This is a genomic window from Pasteuria penetrans (genome assembly GCF_900538055.1).
Taxonomy (GTDB): domain Bacteria; phylum Bacillota; class Bacilli; order Thermoactinomycetales; family Thermoactinomycetaceae; genus Pasteuria; species Pasteuria penetrans.
Genome location: NZ_UZAC03000001.1, coordinates 1,236,069 through 1,260,796 on the forward strand (window position 1 = coordinate 1,236,069; position 24,728 = coordinate 1,260,796).

A 24,728-nucleotide genomic window follows, 5' to 3' on the forward strand; every position below is an offset into this window, starting at 1 on the left:
GGATGATGAATCCAATATGGAGAAAACCTTTAGCGAGACAGAAAAAATAAAATCATCAGAAAATTTTCCCGTCACGCACCATATCGAACAAAATACGAGGCCTATCAGTATCCTACCGATGGGAAGGGACGTATCCATCGGGAATCAGAAACAAACCAACACCCGGGAGTGGATAGAACCACAATACCCCCAGGACCCACCAGATCCATTAAACCCAATAGATTCAACAAACCCAGCAGAACCAATAGGCCCATCGGGTCCGCCAGGTCCACCGGGACCGGTAGGCTCCACCGGGCCACCAGGTCTAGGGGGTCCAACAGGTCCAGCAGGACCTGTTGGTCCACCAGGTCCACTAGGTCCACCAGGCCCACCGGGCCCGGTGGGCTCCACCGGGCCACAAGGACCCCCAGGTAAACCGGGGAAATTGGGCAAAATAAAAATGGAAATTGTAGCAACCGCGGGTATGGGGACGATTGGGACGCAGCAAGTACCTTCCGGTAATGCCATCCCCCTCACGGTCAATTTCACACCCAGTAATTCCTTCTTTTTCCACGTACCGGGATCCACACAAATTACTGTTGCCCCCAATGAAATTTACTGGATCAACTACAACCTCTCCGCCGGGGGAAGATGCCAGGATTTGATTTCAATTCTACGATTGAATGGTTTTTTCCTTCTAGGTTCAGAATCCTCTTCCGATCTCCTCTCTCTCAATCAGCTCCAGGGACATATCGTACTACATGGAGGATGCATAGTTCATACCAATAAAAACGCTTCTGTGTTAGAATTAGTTGTTTTTGATGCATCATCAGGAGACCATGTAGGCACGAAAAATGTAAACATTAGAATTTTCAAACTAAGTTAGAAAATAAAAAATTATATAATAATATGAATAATTTTTAAAAAATTTATTTATTTATGAAAATGGGTAACGACACAAAAAACAGGTCGTTCCTAATTTTCCCATGAAATATTCTCCTCCCTTCAGGAAGAGCACACCAAAAAATAATGTGAGAAAGGGGGAAAACTATGGAAAATACAACCTTCTACTTATCAATCACTAGGCAATCATCCTATGGACCTGGGAAAACCTTAGGAGCCCCGGATCTTAACGGTTACAAGGCAAGGGGGAAGACTTGAAGTGATTCTATTTTTTTATGAATAATAAAAAAAGGATAATGAGAAAACGACCCTAGCATCCCAGTTGCATTCCAAATCTGGTATCAGAACCCCAAAGAACCCTTTTTCTGTCCCCCCTATGTCCGTCTGATGGCCCATTTCAGGGTCTATTTTTTATTAGTTATTTATTTTTAACAATTTAAGGATATTGGCCGCATACCAAACCTAGTGGTTCAGTCTCGGGAGTGGAGGTTTAACCATTGTTCGATAAATCGAATGTATCGTGATAGGGTTTTGTGTTTACATCTTCCTAAATTTCAATTCCCTCCCATTGTATTCCATTGAATACGTTATGAAGACCCAACAATGGAAATGTACCTACTGCAAGAACAGATTCAACCATATGTATATATTTATTTTGAAATAAAATAAATATAAAGACTTTTAAAGGAATTTTGTTTGAGGGTGGAGTCCTAGGATCATCAAGTACAATTCGTGGACTGGGGCAGTTTGTAGGAGGGTTGCGTAGTAAGCACAATGATGCGCAATATGATAAGCATCGTGCTATTGGGCCACCACGAATAGTCCTATATATTAATGTATTTTTAATTACAAGAATTAAATGGATAAAAGTTACACAAAAATACAAGGAGTGCTCTATATCCATGCGCAGAATGGCAATTTTAAATTCATCTATATTGAGAAAAACATTGCAACACGAGTATGCTGATTTGATTTCTTCCGTTATCTTTTTATGATTCATCATATAAAAGATAGGAACCTCCTAGGTCCCCCTGATTCTGCAACCATCGGGATCTGGAGACCCTTTTAGATACTGGATTCTAGGAGAGAAGTTGAAATGGCCTACCCCCACCATTCCGAATTCATTATATTCAGAAGGGCCTATTCAGAAACTTTCCCCAAAACAAAACCTACTGTAAACAGTAAGTTTTGTTTTTATTTTCATAAATAATCCGGTATATATTCCCATATGATACGAATCCACAAACCCATTAGATAGAAATACCCCAATGGGATGGTGGAAAACGCGAAGAACAAAGTGGAATTAGGAAAAAATCCCAAAACCTAATGCAAAAATATGAATACAACAAACCTTTTTGATCCGTTACCCTCTACTGCAAAAATCCCTCTCTTACAAACACTATATAGGACAGAACGATAGCAAACCAGGCCGCCCAATGTGCGACGATAGCGGACAAAACGCCATACCATCTCGCCAACAACCCCAAACCAAAAGAAAGAATAAGGGACAGGATGAACGGTATCCAACCCATAGAGGAAGGTACCCAATCGATAACCGCCACACCACCACCAAAAAGTACGGCGAGGATACTCGTAAAAACCAGCCCAAATCGGGGTTGCAATACACCACGGAACAGCAGTTCAAAACCCAAAATGCCGAACGCTCCAACAAGAAAACTAACAAACCAAGGCCAGCTATCACCAAGCAACCCATTCACAAAAAACTGGGAGGGAATTTTAGCCTGAAGAAAATCAGAGTTCATGTGAAACAATAGGAAGGAACAGGTTACAGAAAAACCAACTACAAGTCCTATAGCCATACCCTTCGTGTCCAACCTTTGTAAACCCAAACGATCCACTGTTTCCCTAAAATTGCGTGTAACCAACCAACCCACACTCAATAATGCAATTAGGGCATATAAAAAACCTTTAGACAAATAGGAAAATGGATCTTCCTGAGGAAATACATCCTGCATGGTAGGAGAAGTAGCGATACCCAGGAAGAGGGCACTGGCAAAAAAATAGGACATAAACAACATAAACTTATGGAGATAACGGGTTTTATCGAGTTTCAATACATCCATCAACCAATTCAGGGACAAAGGAATCACTAGGGCTATACCTAAAACCACCAAAAGACCCGCCCATATTTCTGTCCCTATAGCCATGGGTAGATCAAAGGATGGGATCCAGGCCTCTATCCCCCCATCTACGTATTCATAAATCTTTATGGAAGATTGCAAAAATATAATACTCATAAACATACCCATAATCCAAGCTAGGACCAGGGGTATCTGGACCATCCACCGCATCTTGGAACCCCTATTCTGGATGGAACAGGCCCCCATCCGATCATAAAAGGTACCAACAACTACCCCTATAATGGGTAGGACATAAGCTGCAATTGAAAACACCAATAGAGCAAATGTAGGTGAATACAGCAAATTCGTATAATTAAATAGATTCATTATATGATCGTTACCAACAAAATCCCCCACTGAACTCTCTCCTCCTAAAATCGCAAATCCCTACCGAATCATCCAAGGACAGAACGAGGAAACAAAACTGCAGCGGCCGATTGCTTACCCCCCTTCTCTACGCCACCTACCAATACCATATTATCTCATTTTTTTGTTGATCAAAAGTACTATTGCAAAATTGTAACAATTCCTAGGCCACAAACCTACCGTGTGGGTAGCATCCTCGCTATGGATAGGATGTTACCCCAGGGATCGTTTCAAAAAATCTCGCAGAGACACACGATAAGCGCAGGAAGATACAATTTCTCCAACCCACAACATGTAGGCCACAGACAACGTCCCACAAGAACGGGAAAGGCAACCCATGGGGAAAAACATCAAAAGAGATCCATTCGATGATGAAACAAGGGTTATCCCCCTATCCCTGAAACAAAATCACGGGGACGGGGAACCCACCCACCGTTGTCCTCCCTAGCGTCGAGTAGACCCGGCATTTCAGCCGAGTCCCTCACAGAACTGGACGTGATACTCTCGCATCATCCAGCTCTTCTCATCCCATCCCAATCTTCAGACCCTTTAGGTCATACTTCGATTATAGGGATGTTGCTTCGAGTTCCAGTGGCCTCCTCCAGTGGATCTCCCACTAAAGTTCTCATCTAACTGTCCTCCGCAGGATGAGTCAGCCCCTTCGCTCCACTTCCATTACAGAAGCTTCCACACTACTATGAGCTGATCCGACTTCGTGCACGGAACCTCGGTTTATCCTCGGGGAATTACATAGAAGAAAACTTTGGAATTTGTACAATGATCTCATCCTAATTAACAAAAAACTTTTACAGAGCAGGCGTCATCTATCGAAAATAAAGAAATCAGTGGGATCCTCCTGATCCGTTCGGTACAGAGAAGGGGTTGTGTCTACACACTATTCATTTTTCCCGAAAAGTACAATGAAAACTCCAGATCCATATTAAGAATGTAACATATTCAATTTTAAATTCATTTATACTGAACAAAACCATTGCGGTATGGGTATGCTGATTCAATTCCTTCCGTTGTCTTTTTTATTATGAAACACAAAAAAATAGGACCATCTTAGGTCCCCCTGATTCCGTAACCATTAAAGTATGGAGACCCTGGTTCTATGGGGAGGTTGGCTGGGAGACCAGCCCTCCCCGATGGTATTGGATATCGGGATAAAGTAGGAACCTCCTTTCCTCCCAATCTCCATATTATTTATATTAAAAATTGAGGGGGAAGGAAAAAAACAGGAACGGGTTTTCTGACCATACAAATTACTGGTGCTGGTGCCGTTAAAAAGGTTCACAATTGTTTCCTGAGGTTCGAATAAAAATGGAAAGTGGGCTTTTGCGGATTCATAAAAATAACTACATAAACTTTTATGAAATCATACTATCTATAGAAGCTCGGTTCCCTAATTATGGTTAGGTTACCGATATTATAATAATATTCCGAATATATAGTCAAAATAGGATATGACCCCACCTTCCTTACGTACATTCGAAACAACTTTATATGTATTACCTGAAAAATACCCTCAAAGAAACTTGAAGACCATCTGTTATTCCTATACAATCCTCTTTATACCCACTATAAAGGGAGGTTGATAACAGATGGTCTCAGGGTATTGTACCATAGAACAGTCGAACTTGGAAGGGGTAGAGGAATGGATTGAATGCTTCGCGGATAAGTGGCGCTGGTGTTCCACCAAGGAAGAAATTAAACTTGCAACCCTTTGCGAGTATTATGAGAAACATGCTTCATGGTACAAGGAAACATATGCCGATTATCATAATACTATCGGTCAACCCTGCAAGGATATCCTTTTTACCATAATCCTGGAGTCCATTAAAGAAACCTTTGGGTGGACAGACAGGGAATTGATCGAACGTATTCCACGGGAAGGAGTGTTCTTTGAAGCTCTGGGGGGCAAAAAAGGAAAGCCCCTTATAGGTAGGAGAACATTATACGAAGGCAGAAAACGGTTGTTGGCATACGAGGAGAAAACAAAATGCAATGTTACACGGGACTCCTTTCAGCACTTCACCACCTTCCAAAAGTCAATAGTAGGTATGACATCCACCTGCCGTAGAATGGATAGCACGCTAATCAACAGCAACATAAGGAAATTGACCCGTAATGACGTGATCTATCTGGTGGCAAAAAATGTGGTTTGTATCTCGGCTGAACTCCTGATTCCCCTCCCCGCGGAGTGGGGGGTTTTTCTGGAGAAGGGGTGCAAACTAACAGACATCGATAGTCGGCAATCATTGGGCTATCAGCCTCCCCTTCCCCCCAAAAAAGGAGCAACAGCAAGGGATCATAGGACTGCAGAGCTAATTGGGGTTTGCTTGGCTGTAAGGGAACAGGTCTCCCACTATGACAACATCAGATCAACCAAGGAGTATGCATTGCTGGAAAGGGTGATCTGGGAACAAACTGAGGAGGATGAACAAGGAAATCTCAGGATGCTCTCCAAGGTGCGTTCTGGTAGTCTACAAAGCCCTTATGATCCTGATGCTCAGTACAGGAAGAAGAACAAACAGGAATGTTGGGGATATTCCGGACAAATCGTAGAGGATCGTGATGGAGAGAAGGGAGTAAGCCTAATTTCCTTCTTTGATATGAAAGGTTCCCTTCATCCAGATACGGCCTTTGCGAAGGAGTACATAGAAACATGGGTTCCCCATGATGGAATGCGGTTGTGTGCCGATGGGGGGTACTACAGCCATGAGATAAGCGAACTTGCCCAATCAAAGGGTATTTCGCTATGCTTCACCAATATGACGGGCCGAAGGGAGAACCCCGATAAATTGAGGGCAAGCACGTTTGTGCGAGACAAAAGAACAAAGGAAATTACACGGTGCGTGGCAAACAAGGAACCCGAGAACAGCCAGTACAAACCAGGGAGAAAACCAGGGAGCGGGACCAGTGTGGCTTATTTCAACGGGGAGGATTGCAAGAAGTGCCCCTTTGCGGATCAGTGCATTGGCAAACTCAACAAAACAGGGGGAAGAACCATAAGATTAACCGACCGAACGTACTCGGCGGCGGAGCAAAGAGATCAATTGGAGGAGACAAAATATAGGGAAGCAGGGAACAGTCGTGCGGCCATTGAGGGCGTTTGCTCCGCACTAAAAAATGCTTACGGAGCTCGCCGACTTAAGGTGCGTGGTGAACGAAGAGCTAGGTTGACAATGTTCGCAAAGTGTGTAGCGTATAACACATCTCAAGTCTCCGAATATATAGTAAAATTTATAAGAATAAGAAGGAGAGAAGTCATATCGTGATGAGCATATCTAATAATTTAAAAAATTCATAAAATAATCGGAACTATAGGCCGGTCTATTTGGCGTGCCAAGGTGTGCGGAATAGGGCATTCATTTCCGCGCTCATGGGTTCAAAAACCGAGTTTCCATGGTTATAGTAGAAATCCAACCATAATCGTTACGTTTCACACATATCCAGTCCAAAACATTCATACTATTCAATTTTTTATTTACATTACAAATTATCCATACATATTATACAGAAGTAATTCATTAACTAATAGCAATCAATATATATCATTTTGAAATATAATTAATATCGGAAAAAACCAAATCAACTGACTTTTAATTCCAGCACCAGCACCATTAATAAGAAAACCAGTAAAAAATTCGGATACAGGTTCCCCAGAAGGGCCCCAAAATAGGGCTAAAGATCCCCCGGGGAGAAAAGGTACACACCCGTTCGAACACTGCCCAAACCAAGGTACTTCCCCAGTACAATCTCCTATACTCCAACCACGAAATCGAAGAAATCAATATTCCTAACATATAAATTCATATTTAATGTATACATAAAAAGGAAATATAAATAGCTTGATTCATAAAAATATTATATAAAATTTACTTAAATAAAAATTTGTCCCCTCTGTCCTTGGCTACCCCCATGAATAGGTTAAAATGGGCTAACAAATCGCTCCCTTCCCACTATCATAACCATTTTAACCTAATTTTTGTAAAAATTTTCTAATATGCTTTCCCAACATGTCGTTTCACTATCCTCACCAACACCCAGCGACTTTCCTCAACGATTTCCCGATACTGTTCCTCCACTACAAAAATGCTCCTCAAATCATCCAAAAACGGATAATGATCAAAATCATCAATCAATACCAGGGACCCCTCACGTAGGAAGGGTGTGAGGAGCGGGTAGGCGAGTCCCCTACCATCACCATTAGGACCATCGACTATCAAAATATCCACACCATTGGATTCCCAATTCAGGGTGTGCAAATTTCCGTAGAAAACATTTTTTATAGTATAGTTGTGATATTCCCTCGCCAATAATGGATGACCCAATGTAGGCCAGCGCTCCATCGCCAGATCGGGTTCTGCGAAAAGCAACTTTCTCTCCACATCCGTAACCTGTTGTAGGGGTAGAAGGTGTACCTGAATCCGGCCCTCTCCATCCTCCAACGTACCCTTCAATGATTCTACATTTTCCCTATGGTGGCTCAATGTTCTCACACATATATCGAGCAATTCTAACTTTAATAACGATTGAAAAAATAACGTGGACTGTCCTCCACCCAATTCAACAATCTGATAGGGTTGCTCCCGCCGTTCCACACGACGAATGAGATGAACCAACGCACTCTTAGCTATCTCCCTCTCAGTGTAACCGGGGGCCCCTTCAACCCCCACCGAATCCCTCAGGGCACATTCAATATCACGTACAATCATGTATCTTCCTCCCAAGGAATAAGATTAGGATTTTCATCTAATATAGAATCATACTGTTCTTTGATTCCGTACTGTGCATCGGGATCCAAACGTCGATAACGCTCATATTTCTCTCTCCTATCCTCCGAACGAGCCCACCCATAATGGCGTATACGTGCCGAATGGAAACGATAGGGAAGAAGTAAGACGTTGAAAGGAAAACGACCACAGTGTTGGGGGGTATTCCTCCAAATATAAGTAAAATTAGGCAAATAACGAATAAGATAGGGCCGGGGAAAACGATGGGCACACCACAGGGGATCATCCCGATAATGCTTTTCATCCCACATATCATACAAACGAAAATAAATAACATGGAAATCGTTCTGATTCAACCATTTGTGCTTGTTATCAAAAAATGACGGATCCAAAACTTCATCCGCATCCAAATTCAAAATCCATTCAGGTTGTAGAGCAATGGTTGCCTCCCATTGCTGTTCCCTAAGAGTAACTTCATTACCAAACTTTGGAATCGGATTGGAATGGATATACAAAGGAATCCCGGACAAAAGTTCCTCACACACCGCCACGGTATGATCTGTACTACCATCATCGATAATAACCGCGGCATCCACCCACTCACGATGGGCCATCAAAACCTTTCTTAGATAACGATCCGCTTCATTGTGTACAATCATCGATAAAACCAACTTGGGACAGGAACCATTTTCCCCTACTTCTCTATTTTCTCTCATCGCACAAAGCCATCCCCCATGAATCACCTTATCCTTATATTTATTAAATAATTTCCTACTTGTAAATCGCCACTGGAACTAGCCATCACAAACCCAAACAGTCGGCCAAATTCCATTCCCGCATATCCATCTCGCCCATCTTTGCATAAACAACCAATGCTTGTTCCCCGCCCCACATACTCCCTGGTACGTTTGCACAATCCTTCACCCGAAACACAACCAACTGCGCTCCCCCAATCTGAAAGGGAAAGGTGGTATAGTCCAAACGACACTGGTGTTCTAAAGGTAGCCTATTCATAGAAAATGATACTAAAATAACAAGATACTTAACCGTATTAAGTAATATATCATGTACAACCTTAATTGGTTCATGAAAAAGATGCAACACATGCGAAGCAAAGACAACATCATACATATCAGGTAACTCCCGTAGATCACAAACAACAAAATCGCAAGAACCATATTGCCGTTTTGCCTTCCCTATGGCCCGTTCCGCAAAATCCACTCCCACACAACATGCTTCGGGGAACGCTTGACTCCAGATATTGGTGGCCTCCCCGGACGCACAACCTACATCACAAAGGGTCAGTTTACCATTCTCCAGATTCTCCTTAATGCGCTGTGGTAACATTCCCAAAGCCAACCGCCCATGAAAAGCTACCTGTTCAGGACCCCCGTTAGGTACCCAATCTGTTTTGAAACGATGTTCCCAATACGCACGACTATTGAGGACGGGTTCTTCTGCCAAGGGCATAAGACGGGGGTTTTCATCTAGGATCGACTCATACTGAGACTTGAAACCATATCGTGCATCCTTATCCAACTCCTTATATCGCGCATACTTTCGTTGTCGATCCTCGGGACTAGCCCATCCGTAATGAAGAACACGGGCCGAATGGGTACAATAGGGAAAATGTAAAATATCAAGGGGGAATCGGCCACAATGTTGAGCCACATCCTTCCATTTATAACAAGGTTTCTCCTTATAACGTACTAGAAAGGGTCGATAAATCTTATGAGCATTCCAATGAATATCTTCACGATAATGATCCTCATCCCACATATCATACAAACGAAAATACACCGCATCATAATCCTTCTGTCCTAAAACACCATCCATCGTGTCCAGGAAGGAGGACTCCAGAATCTCATCCGCGTCCAAATTCAGAATCCAATGGGGTTGTAATTCAATCGTAGCTTCCCATTGCTGACGGCGGAGGGAAACCTCATTGGCAAAACGGGATTGTTCATTGAGGATGAGGGTGAGGGGAATGGACTGAAAGACATCCCGACATATTTCCACGCTGGAATCCGTGCTCGCATCATCAATAATCACGGCGGCATCCACAAAACGGCGATTGGCCAGTAAAACGCGTTCCAGATGACGGTCCGCTTCATTGCGTACAACCATGGAGAGGACTATCCGGGGTCGCGATAACATACCATTACCCCTTCATATACATATAATTATATATAATTACACATATTATTATTTTAAAAATAATAATAATAAAAATATAAGGAAAATTCCCCAAGAATCCTGCTAACCATTTCGCTGTTCGTAGGTAACTCCCCCACCCTACCTATATTCCCCATTCATACCCTATGGAGAATCTCATCCATGAATCCCTCCTCCGTCTACAAGTTCATCCCAATAGGGTCGCAATTCCACCAAATAATCAAAAAAATGAGACCCCTGCCCGCCCCGAGGGAGAGATCTTATAGGAAGTGGGCAGGAATATAAAGATGCTGAGGCCCCCCTGTAGCTCCATGGCGATGCCTTGCACCGTACAAGACATCCTGCAAACCAACAACGGGGCTCTGCTGCCCCCTATGAAGAGCCCAGATACACCGCATCGACACGAGAAGGGTGTGAATTCGTACCCCCCAGCTCTCCCTCTCAGCATAGACTTTCCGTTGCCGAACCATCCTCGGATCCTGTTTTTCCTCCCAACCCTGCCGGAGGGCCTGCTCCCATTCTTCTACCGTTTCTGCTGTAATTACATGGGGACAATCGAGCGCCTCCTGAATCGGTGTAGAAACTACGGATAGACCTGCAGCAAGGTATTCATACATCTTGATGGGCGAGCTACTATGGGTCATTGCCCGTACCTCAAAGGGAATAATACCCACATCAAACTGTCCAACGTAGGCGGGTAGATCGTAATAGGACTTTTTCCCGAGAAAGATCACATTGGAAAACGGGCGCAACAACTCCCGGACCCCTATATGATCGGGACCAATGAAAACCCACGTACCCACATCGAGATTCCTAACGATCCCCTGCAAAAGTTTATGATCAATCCATGTCGAAAGGGAACCCATGAAACCAATGATGGGTCTCGGTACACTCAGTAATTCCTGCGGACAAGGTTGTTGACCGGCAGAGTGAAAATGTTCCGTATCGGCCGCATTAGCTAAACGTAAAATATGTTCTTGTTTGGGAAACTGTTCGCAAAGCAACCGATGCAGGCGCTGACTGACAACTGTGACTAGGGAGGCCCCATTCACTTCCCTAACAAAATCTTCATTACCCCAAACTGAAAATTCGTCCGTCATCTCATCCATACAATCGAAAACAAAGCTATCGGCACGAAATATATTCTGGAAACGGCTGTGTGAGGGATGCGTAACCCAGAGAAACGTTGGTTGCGGGGAAGGGGGGATGGCATAGGGGAGACCAACCACTTTCACACCATCCCTAATCTGTACCCGACTGTCTGTTCGATTGTACTCGAAAAAAATCGCCTCCTCCCCCGCTGCGGCCAACGCTCGGAAAATCTGTTGAGGGCGCTGAAAAACCGCCTCCTGCTCATCCTCTCCCTCCCAGGCAATGAGCGGCGGATAAATCCAACGCATAGCACCCTTACCTCCGTTTCCTCTTGCCCTTTCTATTCGATACCGCCTTCTGTTTCAATTTCCTGGAAGAATTGGATCGCTGGGACCGTTCCGTGCGGTGAGCTACCGGAACTGCTTCCCCGGAGGATGGGATGAAAACATCCCCCTCTGTGATTCCCCTTGACGCTTCCCCCCGGGGTAAACACCCTGCAATGGATTTCTCCGCTGACTCTGACGATTTTGGGGTCGGGACAGAACCTTCCGACATTGCATGATCTAGTACCGCGTCCCCCTCTTCCACAGACCCCCCTTCCCGATCAGAGGGTTCCGAGGATGAAATACCGGGCCTATCCCTACCACTGGGAATCCCACCGGTGGAGGGGGGTGACACAGAAACATCCGCTGTCTCCTCTCCCTTCATCCATTCTGCCTGAACACGAGAAAACCTTTCTCCAGAATCTTCCCTATCGGTCCGCAGGATAGCCTTACGGGCCTCCGCAAGCGCCTTTTGTACCTGCTCCCAGGTAGCCGGCCTTCTCCCCCCCTTGTTTCCCCCCGTGGGTCCCCTCCCTTCTAAGGCATCGGGTTCTACCCTTACCGCATCCTCCTTCACAACAGAGACACCGGGTTCTACCTTTACCACATTTCCTCCAGAACCCTCCGCTCCCGTAACGTCCTCTGACTTCCTTCGCCACGGTAGTTGGCCCGCCAACCATTCCTTGGACGACTTCAAACCTTCTTTCAGATATCCCCCCGTATCCTCCTTTCCCATCTGCCACTCCCCAGTCACTCTCTGCAAAAATCCTTCGGGGTCTTCCAAGGGTTTCTCCCCTCCGGAATTCATATCCCTAGAGTTATTAGAATGATCCTTCTGTGAATCACATTTTTCTTTATGGGAACAAACTGGATCAACTTCATTCATGTCACTATTTTTTGAATTACTAGACTTTTTCAATGTAGATGGAACCTCACGCGGTGCACCCGGTCCTATCTCAGGTGGAATCATGAAGGGGGACGCCGTACGTTTCCCCTCCCGAGCAGCTTCCCTTTTTCCAGCAAAGTACTGCTGATTATGCAAAATACTGGGATGAAGAGGATTGTAAACCATGGCCCGATTGTTATGCTCCTCCGCTTTCTCAACATCCCCAAGTTGATCATAACAAAGACACAGCTGTAGATGAGGCAACCAGGTCCAGGCGGATTGATCTTGGGTACCCATAGTAGCCGGTGGATCGCCCAACTGTGTGGCCAAGGTATACCAGAAAATAGCCTGCAGTAACTGCCTACTTTGGAAAAAGAAGAGGCCAATCCGACAACACACCTCTGCGCGGGGTTTATCATAGAGAAAACTCCGCACCAAGCAATCAAACTCTGGCAGACGCTCGCGCAAATAGCCATAGCACTCTGACATTTTCATACAAGCCTCGACGTTGTCCTCTACCCATCCCTGCTGTGTATTGAGAAATCGTAAATAATAAACTACTGATTCTTCATAAAAACCATGATCACGCAATTCATTGGCAAAATAATAGAGATCGCGCGGATTGAAATCCTCGCCCTTCTCGTCACGACTTCGGTAGATACGGAGATTCCTATCTGTATAGGACTTTTCTTTTTTATGATATATTCCTATATCACTTTGTATGATATTACCTGAAACAGCAAGATATTCATGAACAGGACCATGCCAACGAAAACCCCTGTCACGTCGTACCAGCCGATTGCGTCGCAAACTGACAGAAGGCCTACCTCGATTATCAATACTCAGATGGTACAACATCGCCACACTATCCACCGTAACCGGCAATACCTTCTTTAGCTCCTGCAACTTGACCAAGTCAGCGGATTCTATTATGTCATCCGCATCCACCCAGAAAATATACTCTTGTGTAGCTTTGGAAAAGGCAAAATTACGTGCATCAGCAAAGTGATCACACCACGGAAATTCGTAAATTTTAGCCCCATACTGCTCTGCTATATCCCTCGTTCGGTCCTTAGACCCCGTATCAACCACAATCATCTCATCGACAAAATCCTGCACTCCATCCAAACAACGGGCCAGGGTTTTTTCCTCATCCCTCACAATCATACACAAACTGACGGTAATCACGGTCGATCCCCATCCCCTTCTTCCTTCTGCATATAATTCTCCCTTTCCTTCCTGGCCCTCCCCAGATATCCCCTTGCTTCCCCCAGCATAAGGGGGAGGATGGATGCGATGGGCAGGATACTGTAATCCACATACAGAGGGGAACCTGGGAAACCCGTTGCCCGAACACGGAAAGAACGATCCCCACTCTAAGAGGAGAGATTGGGAATCCCCTTGGGAAGTTTACCTCCTACCCATTTTCCCTGATAAGGATTACAATCCCCCTAGAGCTACATCTAGGGCATTTCGGAAAAATAAAGTACATTGGATGTCCAAAAAATACTGGAAATGATCGGTTTTCGGGCCTTTTACCGTACCGCTCGATGATCCTGGGGTAAAAAATCCACGATTTTGATTCTCGGATCCGGAAGAAGCTCTCTCCTACCCATGGGATCCCCCTCCTATCGCGTATATCCCCCTCCACCAACACATAATGATTCTGATTCAATCCCATCACCGGGGGGATACAGTGGATGTCCTGAGCATCCGCGCGGGGGGAATTCGGGGGATACCCCCATTGCCGTCTACAAAGATGATCCATTCCTTAATAAAAAACTATAAAAAACAACCTGATACAAATCACACATCGTAATGCACCACGACATCCTACTTGTCCTTGGGAAGACCGACATGGTCCCTGACATACAACGATAGGAATGGTGTACCCCATAGGATCATGGGAAATAAAAACTATTCCTGACGACCAATCCATGAATACAACACAGGGACCAAACAGACAGGGGAGAGCACAGGGCCAGTCTGTACCACAACCACCCCATAGGGGCGGGGGAAGCCCCCTCAGGAAACATGCTTCTGATTCACATCCTATGCCCTATCCCCAGACCCCGTGTCCACTGTTATTCCCCTAGGACTAAGAACGGGAACCCCCGTATTCCATTTGGATCACGGCTGAGTCCCTCAGTCTTTTGTACCACTATGCGTACCCAGGAACTATAATCACAAGAAATCCATCCATCTCCTTCGTCCTATCGATCCATGAGAAAGTCCTCTGTCTCCCCCTTGACTCTGTTCATATAATCCCTGACACCCTCTACCATGGAGAGACGATAAATATGATAGGCTGGATAATGGGTGTCCACGTGCAAAGGAAGTCCAAGCGCCATGGCCCGAACACAGAAATGACGATCCTCGCCCCAGAGGGTTATGTTAGGAATTCTGGCAAAACGAACCCCCTTCTCCAAGGCGACACGATCGATCCACGTACACGCACCCAAACCACCCACCTCATACACGCCCGGCTTACGCAACTGCGTGAGGAATTCAGTAACCCGTCGGCCGATTTCATCGTTGTCCAGCTTCTCATTCCCATCCTGTCGAAAAAGGGAATATTTGTCTTGCAACCACACTTGGGGTAATTCCGGGGAATTGGGAACCCACGATGTCCAAAATATATTAGCAATGATTGGTTTTCCCGCTTTTTGTAATTGCTCAAGGGTCAACGGATGAACAACAACGTCAGAATCAATAAGGAAAAGAGCGTCGTACCCTTTCCGCAGAGTATATTCGATGATTTCATCCTTCAGTCGAGCTACCTTCCATACAAGTTCCTCATTCCAGTAATGTGTCGTTTCATCAACATAGTAATCAGTTTTACTATGAGAAGGCAGGACCAATGTTTTCGGCCACTTTCTAGAAAAGGCCATAAGTACTTCCTTTGAGTCCTCCTCCGTGTTGTCATCAATGAATAAAAAAGATAATTCCAGATGACGAGTTGATAAGTTTTCCAATCCCTCTAAAAAGTACTCCAGAATCGTACGATGTTGGTGTACGGGGCTTGCCACCAAAACACGACAGGGACGGGTATTTTTCATCATTTTTCACCTCCCCTGAAGGGGGTGGGGGGTGTAGGGGATAGCCCGAGATGATACATAAGCGCCTGCACAATCCGTTGCGAGGCCTTGCCATCCCCATAGGGATTTATGGAATCCCTGGAATGCAACCATGAAGGGGGATTCTCCAACCAGGAAACGGCAGAATCCACAATATCCCGTGTCTGTGTCCCAGCCAATTTGGCCAATCCTAACTCCACCGACTCTGGCCGATCGGACACGGTACGCATCACGATCGTGGGTACACCCAAACTAGGAGCCTCTTCCTGTAACCCACCGGAATCGGTGAGAAGTAAACAGCTACGCGCCAAAAAATTATGACAATCTACCACATCCAAGGGATCGAGCAGATGAATATTGGGATATTTCGCTACATCAATCTCCTCTACTGCACGCAATACGTTAGGATTGGGATGAACAGGAAAAATAAGGGCTACATCCTTATATAAATCCGCAATATGGCACAAAGAGCGCACAATGCGACGAATGGGTTCGCCAAAACTCTCCCTCCGGTGGGTGGTAGCCAAAATACGTCGCTTACCCTTTGTATCCTTTAGGACAGGGTGCGCATATTCTGAATCCACGGTTTGCGAAATCATATCCACAATCGTATTCCCTGTTACATAAATATGATTTTCAGGAATGCCCTCCCTCAGTAAGTTTTGTTTGCTCCTCACGGTAGGAGCAAAATAATAATCTGCCAGGGCATCCGTAAGCTTACGATTCATTTCCTCTGGAAAAGGATTGTAAGGAGAATGGGAACGGAGTCCAGCCTCAACGTGGGCCACGGGAACCTTGAAATAATAGGCCGCCAAGGAGGCGATCAGGGTCGAGGTAGTATCCCCCTGCACCAGGACGAGATCAGGCTTTTCCTGTCTCAGAATCCCTTCCAACCCCAGAAGTATACGGGTGGTAATCTGAACAAGTGTTTGTCCTTTGGTCATAACAGCTAAATTGTAGGTAACCTTGAAATGGAAACGGTCCAGTACTTGCTTCAGCATTTCGTCGTGTTGAAACGTAGCACACACAACCGGGGTCATGGATGATTGCTTCTGGAGTTCCCGCACTAGTGGCACCATTTTGATGGCCTCTGGTCGTGTACCGAAAACTACAAGAATGTTCATACTCGACAAACTCCATTCTCCACGCCATCAATTTCATCGGAGGATGAACCCACTACAGAAAGAAAGAGGGCATGGCACCTGTACAACCATGCCACTCTTCCCAACTACTTTCCCTCGAAACAATCCACCACCACCCCGCTACGAACAGCAGACAGGTACGGGAGGGGGTGGTGGTGGTGGTGGTGGTGGGCATGGGAGGATATTGATCAAATCTACAATGTTCTCCAGCTTAAATTGCAGTAGAATCTGTTGTTTGATAGCCGATTGGAGGGTCCGCGAAACCAGACAATTGACATTGATCAAATCATCAATGCTGACGTTAACGGGACACGGGCCACCGCCCTCCAACGTTCCCACAACATACTGGATTTTTTCGGCCTCCGCGTTGATGATATGCGCCAGAGCTAGTTCCTCAAGAGCTATGGAGGACAACATCAGGGCTACACTCTGTCCTGCAGTAATGCTTATAATAGGCGTAATATTCGGAATATTTGCTTGGGACACAAACTTCACCTCTCCTTAAGGAATGGATACCTATTACTCCGGCACCAACAAAAATTAGATTCTGCCGCTTCCGAGGATACCAATAATGTTTTCCAACTTGAACTGTAACAACATCTCCGTCTTGATAACATCCTGCAAAGTACGATTGACAATATCGTTAATCTTGATCAAACCAGAAACTGTCACAGGGGGAGAGGAAACGCCAGGCAGGGTCCCCACCACAAATTGAATTTTCTCTGCCTCCGCGTTGATGACATGTGCCAAAGCCAATTCCTCCATAGCCACAGAGGAGAGCATTAAGGAAATACTTTGCCCTGGTGTAATACTGATCACCGGGGTAATATTGGGGATACTCGCTTGAGACAAAAAACTTCACCTCACCTTTCTCAGCTACCTGTAATACACGCCCTTGCCCGGTTTCCACCCGAACACGGGACTGCATCACGAGTGCACAACGATAATTCCCATTCTATGTATGGTGTATCTATTCATGTCTGTACTAAAAAAGAGACCGAGTCCTTTCCGCCTATCCCTACAATGATGCCCTATTCCTGGAAACCATCTCGACGAAATTTCCCTATACACCCACAAACGCATTATGGGAACCACAAGTACGAAGGGTAAAACGAACATTCGGGTTGACTTACCCAATCAACTCCACGAAATGTCCATCACAACACCATATCAATGATCCCCCCACAGATATCCAATGGATCAAAGGAGCCTAATCTAAAATGTTTTTTTATATAATTTTTTATAATTAGGGGAGCGGGTGTATAAAGAACGATCCTTTGGATCTTTTAAAAATATTTAAAAAAATAGGAATATCGGCAAGGCAAGCGGTCAAAGCGATTGGGTATATAATCCTATGCGATACAAACCAAAGAAATTTTCAATGCCAAGAGGACGTAGACGTGATGAACTAGCCAATGGGGGAGGCTATTCGCCCCTCCTATGTATTTACAACGGATCATACTATATTTTGCTCTATTTTATAACATATCCTCTACCTATCTGAAAATCGCCACCCCCTTTATTCCATGGGACCTTGGCCAAACTTCGGACCTGGGGGTTCAGTCTCAGGGGTGGGGGTTGAACCATGGTTCGATAGATCGAATGTATCGTGGTAAGTTTCTGTGTTTATGTCTGCCTAGATTTGGATTCTCTCTCACTGTATTCCAAGGTATTCTTGCGGGAACACAGTAGGACATATACATTATTTTTATAAAATTTAAAGTTTTATGTGTTATAATCATGGGCAACTCACCCCCTATCGGGGAATAAGGGGTTGTCGATATGAAAACAGAACTAAATTTCCCAAGGCCCCCTTTTTCGGACGAAGTGAACATCGTGAAAATAGAGAAATGAGAAACCACAAAATCAGATAAAATGAGTTATATCCTAGAATCCATTGCCAACCGTCCATCTCTGGGAATTAGGTGTTCCTGCGAGAATTCGGGAAACCTGGGACACCCACCTAATTCATCCTTACAATCCAGAATTAGGAAAAAAAAGCCCAAGGATATTCTAGGTCCGAAGTTTGGCCAAGAGCCATTCCATGCTGGGTCAATTCCGTAATCCCAAAAAATCCTCCTCAGTCAACCCCTTTACCGCGCGCCTCGTAGGTGATCCCACATCATAAAAACCTCTCTCCCCATAAAATTCATCCTATCATCTACCAGGATGTTCCTTATCTCCTCAGGATCGGACTTCCGCATCCCCCCGGGGATGGCTGCAAATAGCGGGTCAACCCCCTATTTTCAACCCACCATGGCAAAATAGCCCTACCATCCGTCTTGTGCGACACAAAGCAAGCCGATGCCCCATTTTCTTCGTAATGATTCCCGAATTTATAAACCATTTTTATGATATTGCTTCATATAACCCCCGACTCTAGCTCCATTCGTTCTCATCAGGTCCGGTTTTCTGAAAGTAATCCAAAGTAGGAAATTGCCCCCCGAAACCGTAGGCAAAATGTAATTTATAGTGCATCCCGAGCCAACTTTTCGATACACCCAAAACCGAAAAAAGCGATCCAAAGGGTAGGTGCTAGGTAAGCCCGGGGGGGCCTTCACCTGGGATGCCCTAACGGACATCCCTCGGCCCCGCTGGGAAAAGCAGCCTATTTCGGAACGAAACAGACTTGTATTTATGGATTATCATTCAACCACTAATTTTTGATCGAAACCAATGACCCCATTTGTTATCTGTTGTAAAAAACAAATCGTAAATAATAAAACAAATCTCATTAACATTTATTACCTAAAATTAAGTAGGTAAATTATAAAAAATAGATGAAATTGGCCTGAAATCGGGATTTTTAAACGCAATTAAAGACACCGTATACTAACATTATAAAATATAATAAAAAATGTATTATTATATTTATCAAAAAAATGTATTATTATATTTATCAAAATTCGATCTTATTAGGGTAGATTATGCAATTGGAGTGAGAAATTTATATAACCTTAACAGCCCTGATTAGACCCTGGTTTCGGGGGTCCTTTATGATTTTCCTGTATTCGTGTGGTGTCAAATACCCCAAGCTTCCATGACAGTACTCCTCGTTGTCATGCCTTACGAACGCAACATGTTCCTTATGGAATTCCTCAAAATTGCGAAACTCAAACCTGTCATAGAGATCACTTTTTACAATACTATGGTAGGATTCAATATGCGCATTATGATTGGGTGATTTATTAGGTATTCGTTCATGATGGATTTCTTCCGCCCCAACGAAACCATAGAATTCATGACTAATGAATTGCGAACCATTGTCTGTCCGTAGTACGGGCTTATCCTCTCCATTTTCAGCATATTGATCCAGGGCCGTTTGAACTGCCTTCACTACATCCCTTGATTTACAGGATAGGTAGCTGTCAGAGAAGACAACAACCCTATCAAAAACATCGAGGATGCTCAGAACGAAAACTGGAGTACCATTGGGAAGTCCGCTCATGCTGGATGTCCATCTCCCAGAGCTGGTTAGGGGCCGTTATGTGTCGTTCATAGGCTCTGTGGGCAGGCGGGGAGGAACGACGCCTCCTCCCCGATAACGGAGAAGTCCCTCCTCCTTACAGAGGCGATACATCTTATTGTGATTGACAATAATATCCTCCTTTTTTCTCAGTTTGTATGCGAGTTTTCGATAACCATAGGCATCAAACTTATTTTTTTCCCCTGCCCATCCAAGGCATATCCAGGGATGTTTCCTTTCTTCTTTTCTCTTTTATGATGCATACGAACTATTTTTTGCCCATCGTTTTTCAGAATCGTTTTCTTATTCCTCCTATATTTTTGATAAACGGACTTCGATATATGGACAATATCTAAGGTCCTGTTTTGAGAATACCCCTGTCTCATCCAGCACTCTGCCACCTCAATCCGATCCTGGGGGCAGAGATCCAGCTTTTTTATAAGGTCCTCTAAGATCGCAATCCTAAGTTGATCCCCCTCTTTTTGTTTTTTCATCTCTTTCTCCAATTGGCAAATTTTCTCCCTCAATTTCATAATTGTTTTATATGAAACATCTTGTTCGTTCGCGGAAACCCTTTTTGCACTATCCCTGGTTTTTTTCCAGAGATCCCCCTTCACCTCGTACTGCTTTACCCAACCCCGAACGGTTCTAGGGGCGAGTCCGTGTCTGCGAGCAATCTCAGACATGTTATCGCTACGTAGAGCTTCCTCAACTATTTTCTTCTTTAGTTTCATATCATAGCGTTTTTTCTTCATTTCCCTCCCATTCTCTCCCTCCATCGACTAATTTCCAATTCTTTACTGCCCAGGAGTCTCTTTAAATCATCAATCTCCTTCTGCAGAGACCGGAGGGACGAAGAATCCATCGTACGATGACCTTTTGAGGAGGAGAATGAGCTGGCTAATACACCCTCCCTGTCCTCCTTTATCCAACGGTTAATCGTGCTAACAGCAAGATCGTGCTGTCTAGATACCTGGACAACATGTTGCCCACCCCTGACCTGTTCAATTGCCCTCTGCTTGAATTCTAACGAAAATTTTCTCCGTGCCATTTCCGTGTTCACCCCTTACGGGGACCAGCTCCCATTATACCCACCTGGACCTATTATACCAGGGGGCCTAATAGATAGCTGGGGTAAAGTGCCCTGGTTGTGAGCGATCTAGGAAAAGGCAGGGCATGACCCTGTCAGGTGGGAATCGGGGAGATCAGCGAAAGCGAACCGTTCGAAGACGCATCAAAAAGGCTAGTTCATGTCAAAACCGATGTGGGGTCCTAACGTCGGGATGAACCGTGGGGGATGACCTATCTACTGCCCCCTGGTGGCATGCGGTGTATAGGCGGATGAACCCGATTTAGGCTCTTGATCGGAACTTGAGAGATCGTCGTACGGCGTCTGGCTGCCGCCAGATGGAAAGACCGAGGACAACTGAGGTTCCCCGTGCACGAAGTCGGATCAGCTCATAGTAGTGTGGAAGCTTCTGTAATGGAAGTGGAGCGAAGGGACTGACTCATCCTGCGGAGGACAGTTAGATGAGAACTTTAGCGGGAGATCCGCTGGAGGAGATCAAACGACAACTTTAGTGGAAATCCACTGGAGGAGATCACTGGAACCTCGGAGCAACATCCCCATAATTGAAGTAGGACCCAAAGGGTCTGAAGATTGGGATGGAATGGGAAGAGCTGGATGATGCGAGAGTATCACGTCCAGTTCTGTGAGGGACTCGGCTGAAATGCCGGGTCTACTCGACAGAAAGAAGTACAAGAAGCTCGGTAGCAGGCGAAAGGCTCGAAGGCGGATCCAGTATATACGAGGAAAGTACGGGGACCTGTTTCGCCCACTGGCACGTATTAGAAGCAAAGATGGGGCAATAAGAGCCGCATAATGCGAGAGTATTACGTGTGGTTCTGTGAGAGGGTTGGCTGAGATGCCAGACCTACTCGACACGTTTTATATTTTAATATAGTAAATTTATTTTATATAGTAGTCCATGGAGGAAGCACCTCAAATGGGGGGAAATCCTCCCCCAAAAACCTTGTTCAGAAATTCACACCCCCAACGGGATGCTGCCAAAAGGTAACCCAAGGAGGCAAAAAAGCGGGACTAAAAATCCCCTCCGAAAGATGCACACACCCGTCCGGATGCTGCCACTCGATATCTACAGTTTTTATTTAAAATATATTTTCATAAAATATTTTAAATTTTATTATTTACTTAAATATTAATACAAGAATAAACAGAAAGGAAATTATGATAATGGAAATTGTGATAAATGTCCTGACCATAATTTTCTTTATTTTAAACTTAGGATGTCTTATGGACTCCAACATTCCACCAAAATCATCGTAGTAGATCAGCCCCCCGAGGAACATAGATGGATCCCCTTTATTGTTTTTATGATAACGACTCTTTATACCATATTCTGTAAAAATAGCCCGCTTGCCCAAGAGCAAGTGAAACCAAACGGGGAAGATTAGTTGTATATAAATCAGACAAAGAAAGGAGTATAAGGTGGGACTGAAGTCTTCATTACTAATATCGAAATATTCAAACAATATTTGATATAAATGCAAGGGCAAAGGGTAACAGAGGAACAGAAATAGACTTATATTTACAAAACGTGGATCTGTTTTATTCTGGCTTTCTTTTCCGCACCAACGGTTTTCGCAATGGATTTGCCATTTGAGAATGGTAACCCACCCCGCAACCCCCAACGTCAACACTAAGGAAGATTCCCATATCCACAAAAATACGGCCATTGTCAGCAAAAACCAACCCAGTCCTAACCAACGTAAGACATACCAACTCCATTTGGGTACACCCTTTTGTTGGACCATTCGGGAGCACTGCTGTCGATAGTGATGCAACCAAAAAACACGATCCGTTACATAGAGAAAGTAATCATGGAATGTGTCGAATATAGCCAAGACTCTAAAAACAGTCACAAATAGGAAAAAAAAAGACTAAGTTCCACAACATGCCAAGGATTCCCATCAGGTAGAAACAGACGGATGGATACTAGGTCCGTACCGTAGAGGTAGGAGTGAAACAGCATCATGGTTTGGAACGAAAAAGCTAGTATAAAAAATCTTATCAGGGTACCTACGGCTACGTTTTTCCTTTGTGGTGGAAACCAAAGTATGGGGGAGTCCCTCATTACCCGATCATCCTCCTTCTTCAGAGGGTATGGTGAAAATTGTACCCTATGGTTACCGGCCATGCAAATAATTATGTATTTTCATTTTTCTTATTCTGCGGTATAGGGTGTGTGTCAAGAAGTCGTTCAAGAGATGAAGGTTGCTCGGCCCTTCGTAACCGGCTGATAGGTAGCAGGTTACAAACCGCGTCTCTTGGCCAAACTTCGGACTCGGAATATCCTTGGGCAGTTTTTTCCTAATTAAGGTGCTACCGCGAAAAAAGATATAAAACTTATTAGAATATTTTTTTATGTTAAATGATATGTTATAGAAATGTTTATATTGTTAATGAGTATAGAAATAGTCTGTTTGAGTATTTCCGGCGTAAGTGCTTGGGGGTGGAAAAATACCCCTTTCTGGGGGATTGCACCTGAAAATTTTGTACGATCGGTTATTTTTTTTTGAACCACCGAAATCACCGTGGGATCATAAGAACCGGTTCCTATCTCGCCCCTTTTGCGCACACCAAAGAAACCCGACATAAAGTCGAATTTTATTTTTTATTTAAATAGTATTATATATTAAACTCTATGTAGTTATGGTTGATCTTATCCTTCTCTTCCTGATCTCCTTTTGAAGATAACGAACGGCCTGGGATAAATTATAAGCAGATCCTTTTGCCATCATGGCCCGTGCCACCCTCATCTTACCACGCACCTTCTATTTTGGCGGCCTGAAACGATTCTTCATAGAAGAACAAACCCCCTCCACAGCTGCGCGACGATTCCCCTTCTCTTTGTACCCCGGTTGCTCCATTTTGTCTCGTTGTTCCGCCGTTGAGTAGGACTGATCCGTGGTGCGCAGGACCCTTCCCCCCCCCTCTTCAGAGGTTTGGCGGCACATTGCTCGGCAAATTGACTCTTGGCCAAACTTCGGACCTGAAATATCCTTGGGTGGTTTTTTCCTAATCCTGGATTGTAAGGATGAGTTGGTGGTGGGGGTCCCAGGTTTCCCGAATCCTCACAGGAATACCTGATTCCCGGGAATGAACGGTTGGCAATGGACTCTAGGATATAACTCATTTTATATCTAATTTTGTAGTTCCTAATTTCTCTATTTTCATGATTTTCACTTCGTCCGAAAAAGGGGACCTCGGGAAATTTAGTTCTGGTGCTGGTGCTGGAATTAAAAGTCAGTTGATTTGGTTTTTTCCGATATTAATTATATTTCAAAATGATATATATGATTGCTATTAGTTAATGAATTACTTCTGTATAATATGTATGGATAATTTGTAATGTAAA

General features: G+C 44.5%; 21 protein-coding genes. 3 read left to right on the forward strand and 18 right to left on the reverse strand.

Translation table 11 applies throughout. The features are described from left to right. Window positions 1-104: 104 nt before the first annotated feature. Entirely contained in the window at window positions 105-398 is a 294-nt protein-coding gene (locus tag PPRES148_RS12290) for a hypothetical protein (protein WP_223127961.1), read from the reverse strand. Window positions 399-424: 26 nt separating this feature from the next. Between PPRES148_RS12290 and PPRES148_RS12295 the strand changes: the two genes are divergently transcribed. After that, window positions 425-865 carry a hypothetical protein gene (locus tag PPRES148_RS12295; RefSeq protein ID WP_223127962.1) on the forward strand — a complete coding sequence of 147 codons (441 nt, stop codon included), beginning with the start codon at window positions 425-427 and terminating at the stop codon, window positions 863-865. Between the two features lie 1,387 nt (window positions 866-2,252). On the opposite strand, the gene PPRES148_RS05105 is transcribed toward PPRES148_RS12295, so the two are convergent. Then, window positions 2,253-3,194, reverse strand: a complete 942-nt coding sequence (locus PPRES148_RS05105; RefSeq protein ID WP_223127963.1) for a hypothetical protein — start codon at window positions 3,192-3,194, stop codon at window positions 2,253-2,255. A 1,799-nt stretch (window positions 3,195-4,993) separates the two neighbouring features. Between PPRES148_RS05105 and PPRES148_RS05110 the strand changes: the two genes are divergently transcribed. Further along, complete coding sequence (locus tag PPRES148_RS05110) at window positions 4,994-6,670, forward strand: transposase (RefSeq protein ID WP_149453534.1); 1,677 nt, start codon at window positions 4,994-4,996, stop codon at window positions 6,668-6,670. 723 nt (window positions 6,671-7,393) lie between these two features. Here the strand turns inward: PPRES148_RS05110 and PPRES148_RS05115 are convergent. From PPRES148_RS05115 to PPRES148_RS05175, 13 genes are all read right to left on the reverse strand, one after another. Next, a complete protein-coding gene (locus PPRES148_RS05115; protein WP_149453535.1) occupies window positions 7,394-8,110 on the reverse strand; it encodes a hypothetical protein in 717 nt (238 codons plus the stop codon). Next, entirely contained in the window at window positions 8,107-8,844 is a 738-nt protein-coding gene (locus tag PPRES148_RS05120; protein ID WP_149453536.1) for a glycosyltransferase, read from the reverse strand. The genes PPRES148_RS05115 and PPRES148_RS05120 overlap by 4 nt, the downstream gene beginning before the upstream one ends. Before the next feature lie 85 nt (window positions 8,845-8,929). Next, complete coding sequence (locus tag PPRES148_RS05125) at window positions 8,930-10,285, reverse strand: methyltransferase domain-containing protein (protein ID WP_149453537.1); 1,356 nt, start codon at window positions 10,283-10,285, stop codon at window positions 8,930-8,932. Between the two features lie 278 nt (window positions 10,286-10,563). Beyond that, the gene (locus tag PPRES148_RS05130; RefSeq protein ID WP_149453538.1) at window positions 10,564-11,703 is read right to left on the reverse strand and encodes a glycosyltransferase; all 1,140 of its coding nucleotides are present in this window, start codon (window positions 11,701-11,703) and stop codon (window positions 10,564-10,566) included. 7 nt (window positions 11,704-11,710) lie between these two features. Further along, entirely contained in the window at window positions 11,711-13,792 is a 2,082-nt protein-coding gene (locus PPRES148_RS05135; protein ID WP_246142904.1) for a glycosyltransferase, read from the reverse strand. Window positions 13,793-14,817: 1,025 nt separating this feature from the next. After that, window positions 14,818-15,666 carry a hypothetical protein gene (locus PPRES148_RS05140; protein WP_246142905.1) on the reverse strand — a complete coding sequence of 283 codons (849 nt, stop codon included), beginning with the start codon at window positions 15,664-15,666 and terminating at the stop codon, window positions 14,818-14,820. Further along, window positions 15,663-16,805 carry a non-hydrolyzing UDP-N-acetylglucosamine 2-epimerase gene (gene wecB, locus PPRES148_RS05145; RefSeq protein WP_149453539.1) on the reverse strand — a complete coding sequence of 381 codons (1,143 nt, stop codon included), beginning with the start codon at window positions 16,803-16,805 and terminating at the stop codon, window positions 15,663-15,665. Before wecB ends, PPRES148_RS05140 begins: the two co-directional genes overlap by 4 nt. Before the next feature lie 138 nt (window positions 16,806-16,943). Further along, a complete protein-coding gene (locus PPRES148_RS05150) occupies window positions 16,944-17,309 on the reverse strand; it encodes an alpha-helical endospore appendage domain-containing protein (protein ID WP_149453540.1) in 366 nt (121 codons plus the stop codon). Between the two features lie 54 nt (window positions 17,310-17,363). Then, on the reverse strand, window positions 17,364-17,675 hold the full coding sequence (locus PPRES148_RS05155; RefSeq protein WP_149453541.1) for an alpha-helical endospore appendage domain-containing protein: 312 nt from the start codon (window positions 17,673-17,675) through the stop codon (window positions 17,364-17,366). Window positions 17,676-19,770: 2,095 nt separating this feature from the next. Next, window positions 19,771-20,271: an integrase core domain-containing protein gene (locus PPRES148_RS05160; protein ID WP_149452650.1), complete on the reverse strand. Its 501-nt coding sequence runs from the start codon at window positions 20,269-20,271 to the stop codon at window positions 19,771-19,773. 36 nt (window positions 20,272-20,307) lie between these two features. Then, entirely contained in the window at window positions 20,308-20,511 is a 204-nt protein-coding gene (locus PPRES148_RS13300) for a helix-turn-helix domain-containing protein (protein WP_149454154.1), read from the reverse strand. Continuing rightward, entirely contained in the window at window positions 20,439-21,044 is a 606-nt protein-coding gene (locus tag PPRES148_RS05170) for a helix-turn-helix domain-containing protein (protein WP_187820242.1), read from the reverse strand. Before PPRES148_RS05170 ends, PPRES148_RS13300 begins: the two co-directional genes overlap by 73 nt. Continuing rightward, window positions 21,041-21,340 carry a transposase gene (locus PPRES148_RS05175; RefSeq protein WP_149452652.1) on the reverse strand — a complete coding sequence of 100 codons (300 nt, stop codon included), beginning with the start codon at window positions 21,338-21,340 and terminating at the stop codon, window positions 21,041-21,043. The genes PPRES148_RS05170 and PPRES148_RS05175 overlap by 4 nt, the downstream gene beginning before the upstream one ends. 661 nt (window positions 21,341-22,001) lie before the next feature. Here PPRES148_RS05175 and PPRES148_RS11160 point away from each other — a divergent pair. Beyond that, window positions 22,002-22,172 (forward strand): hypothetical protein, encoded by a 171-nt coding sequence (locus PPRES148_RS11160; RefSeq protein WP_187820243.1) that lies wholly within the window; start codon window positions 22,002-22,004, stop codon window positions 22,170-22,172. 325 nt (window positions 22,173-22,497) lie between these two features. Here PPRES148_RS11160 and PPRES148_RS05180 read toward each other — a convergent pair whose 3' ends face one another. From PPRES148_RS05180 to PPRES148_RS05195, 3 genes are all read right to left on the reverse strand, one after another. Next, window positions 22,498-23,214: a hypothetical protein gene (locus tag PPRES148_RS05180; protein WP_149452653.1), complete on the reverse strand. Its 717-nt coding sequence runs from the start codon at window positions 23,212-23,214 to the stop codon at window positions 22,498-22,500. Window positions 23,215-23,228: 14 nt separating this feature from the next. Beyond that, window positions 23,229-23,444, reverse strand: a complete 216-nt coding sequence (locus tag PPRES148_RS05185) for a hypothetical protein (RefSeq protein ID WP_149452654.1) — start codon at window positions 23,442-23,444, stop codon at window positions 23,229-23,231. Between the two features lie 700 nt (window positions 23,445-24,144). Beyond that, window positions 24,145-24,327 carry a hypothetical protein gene (locus tag PPRES148_RS05195; protein ID WP_149453542.1) on the reverse strand — a complete coding sequence of 61 codons (183 nt, stop codon included), beginning with the start codon at window positions 24,325-24,327 and terminating at the stop codon, window positions 24,145-24,147. Window positions 24,328-24,728 lie beyond the last annotated feature (401 nt).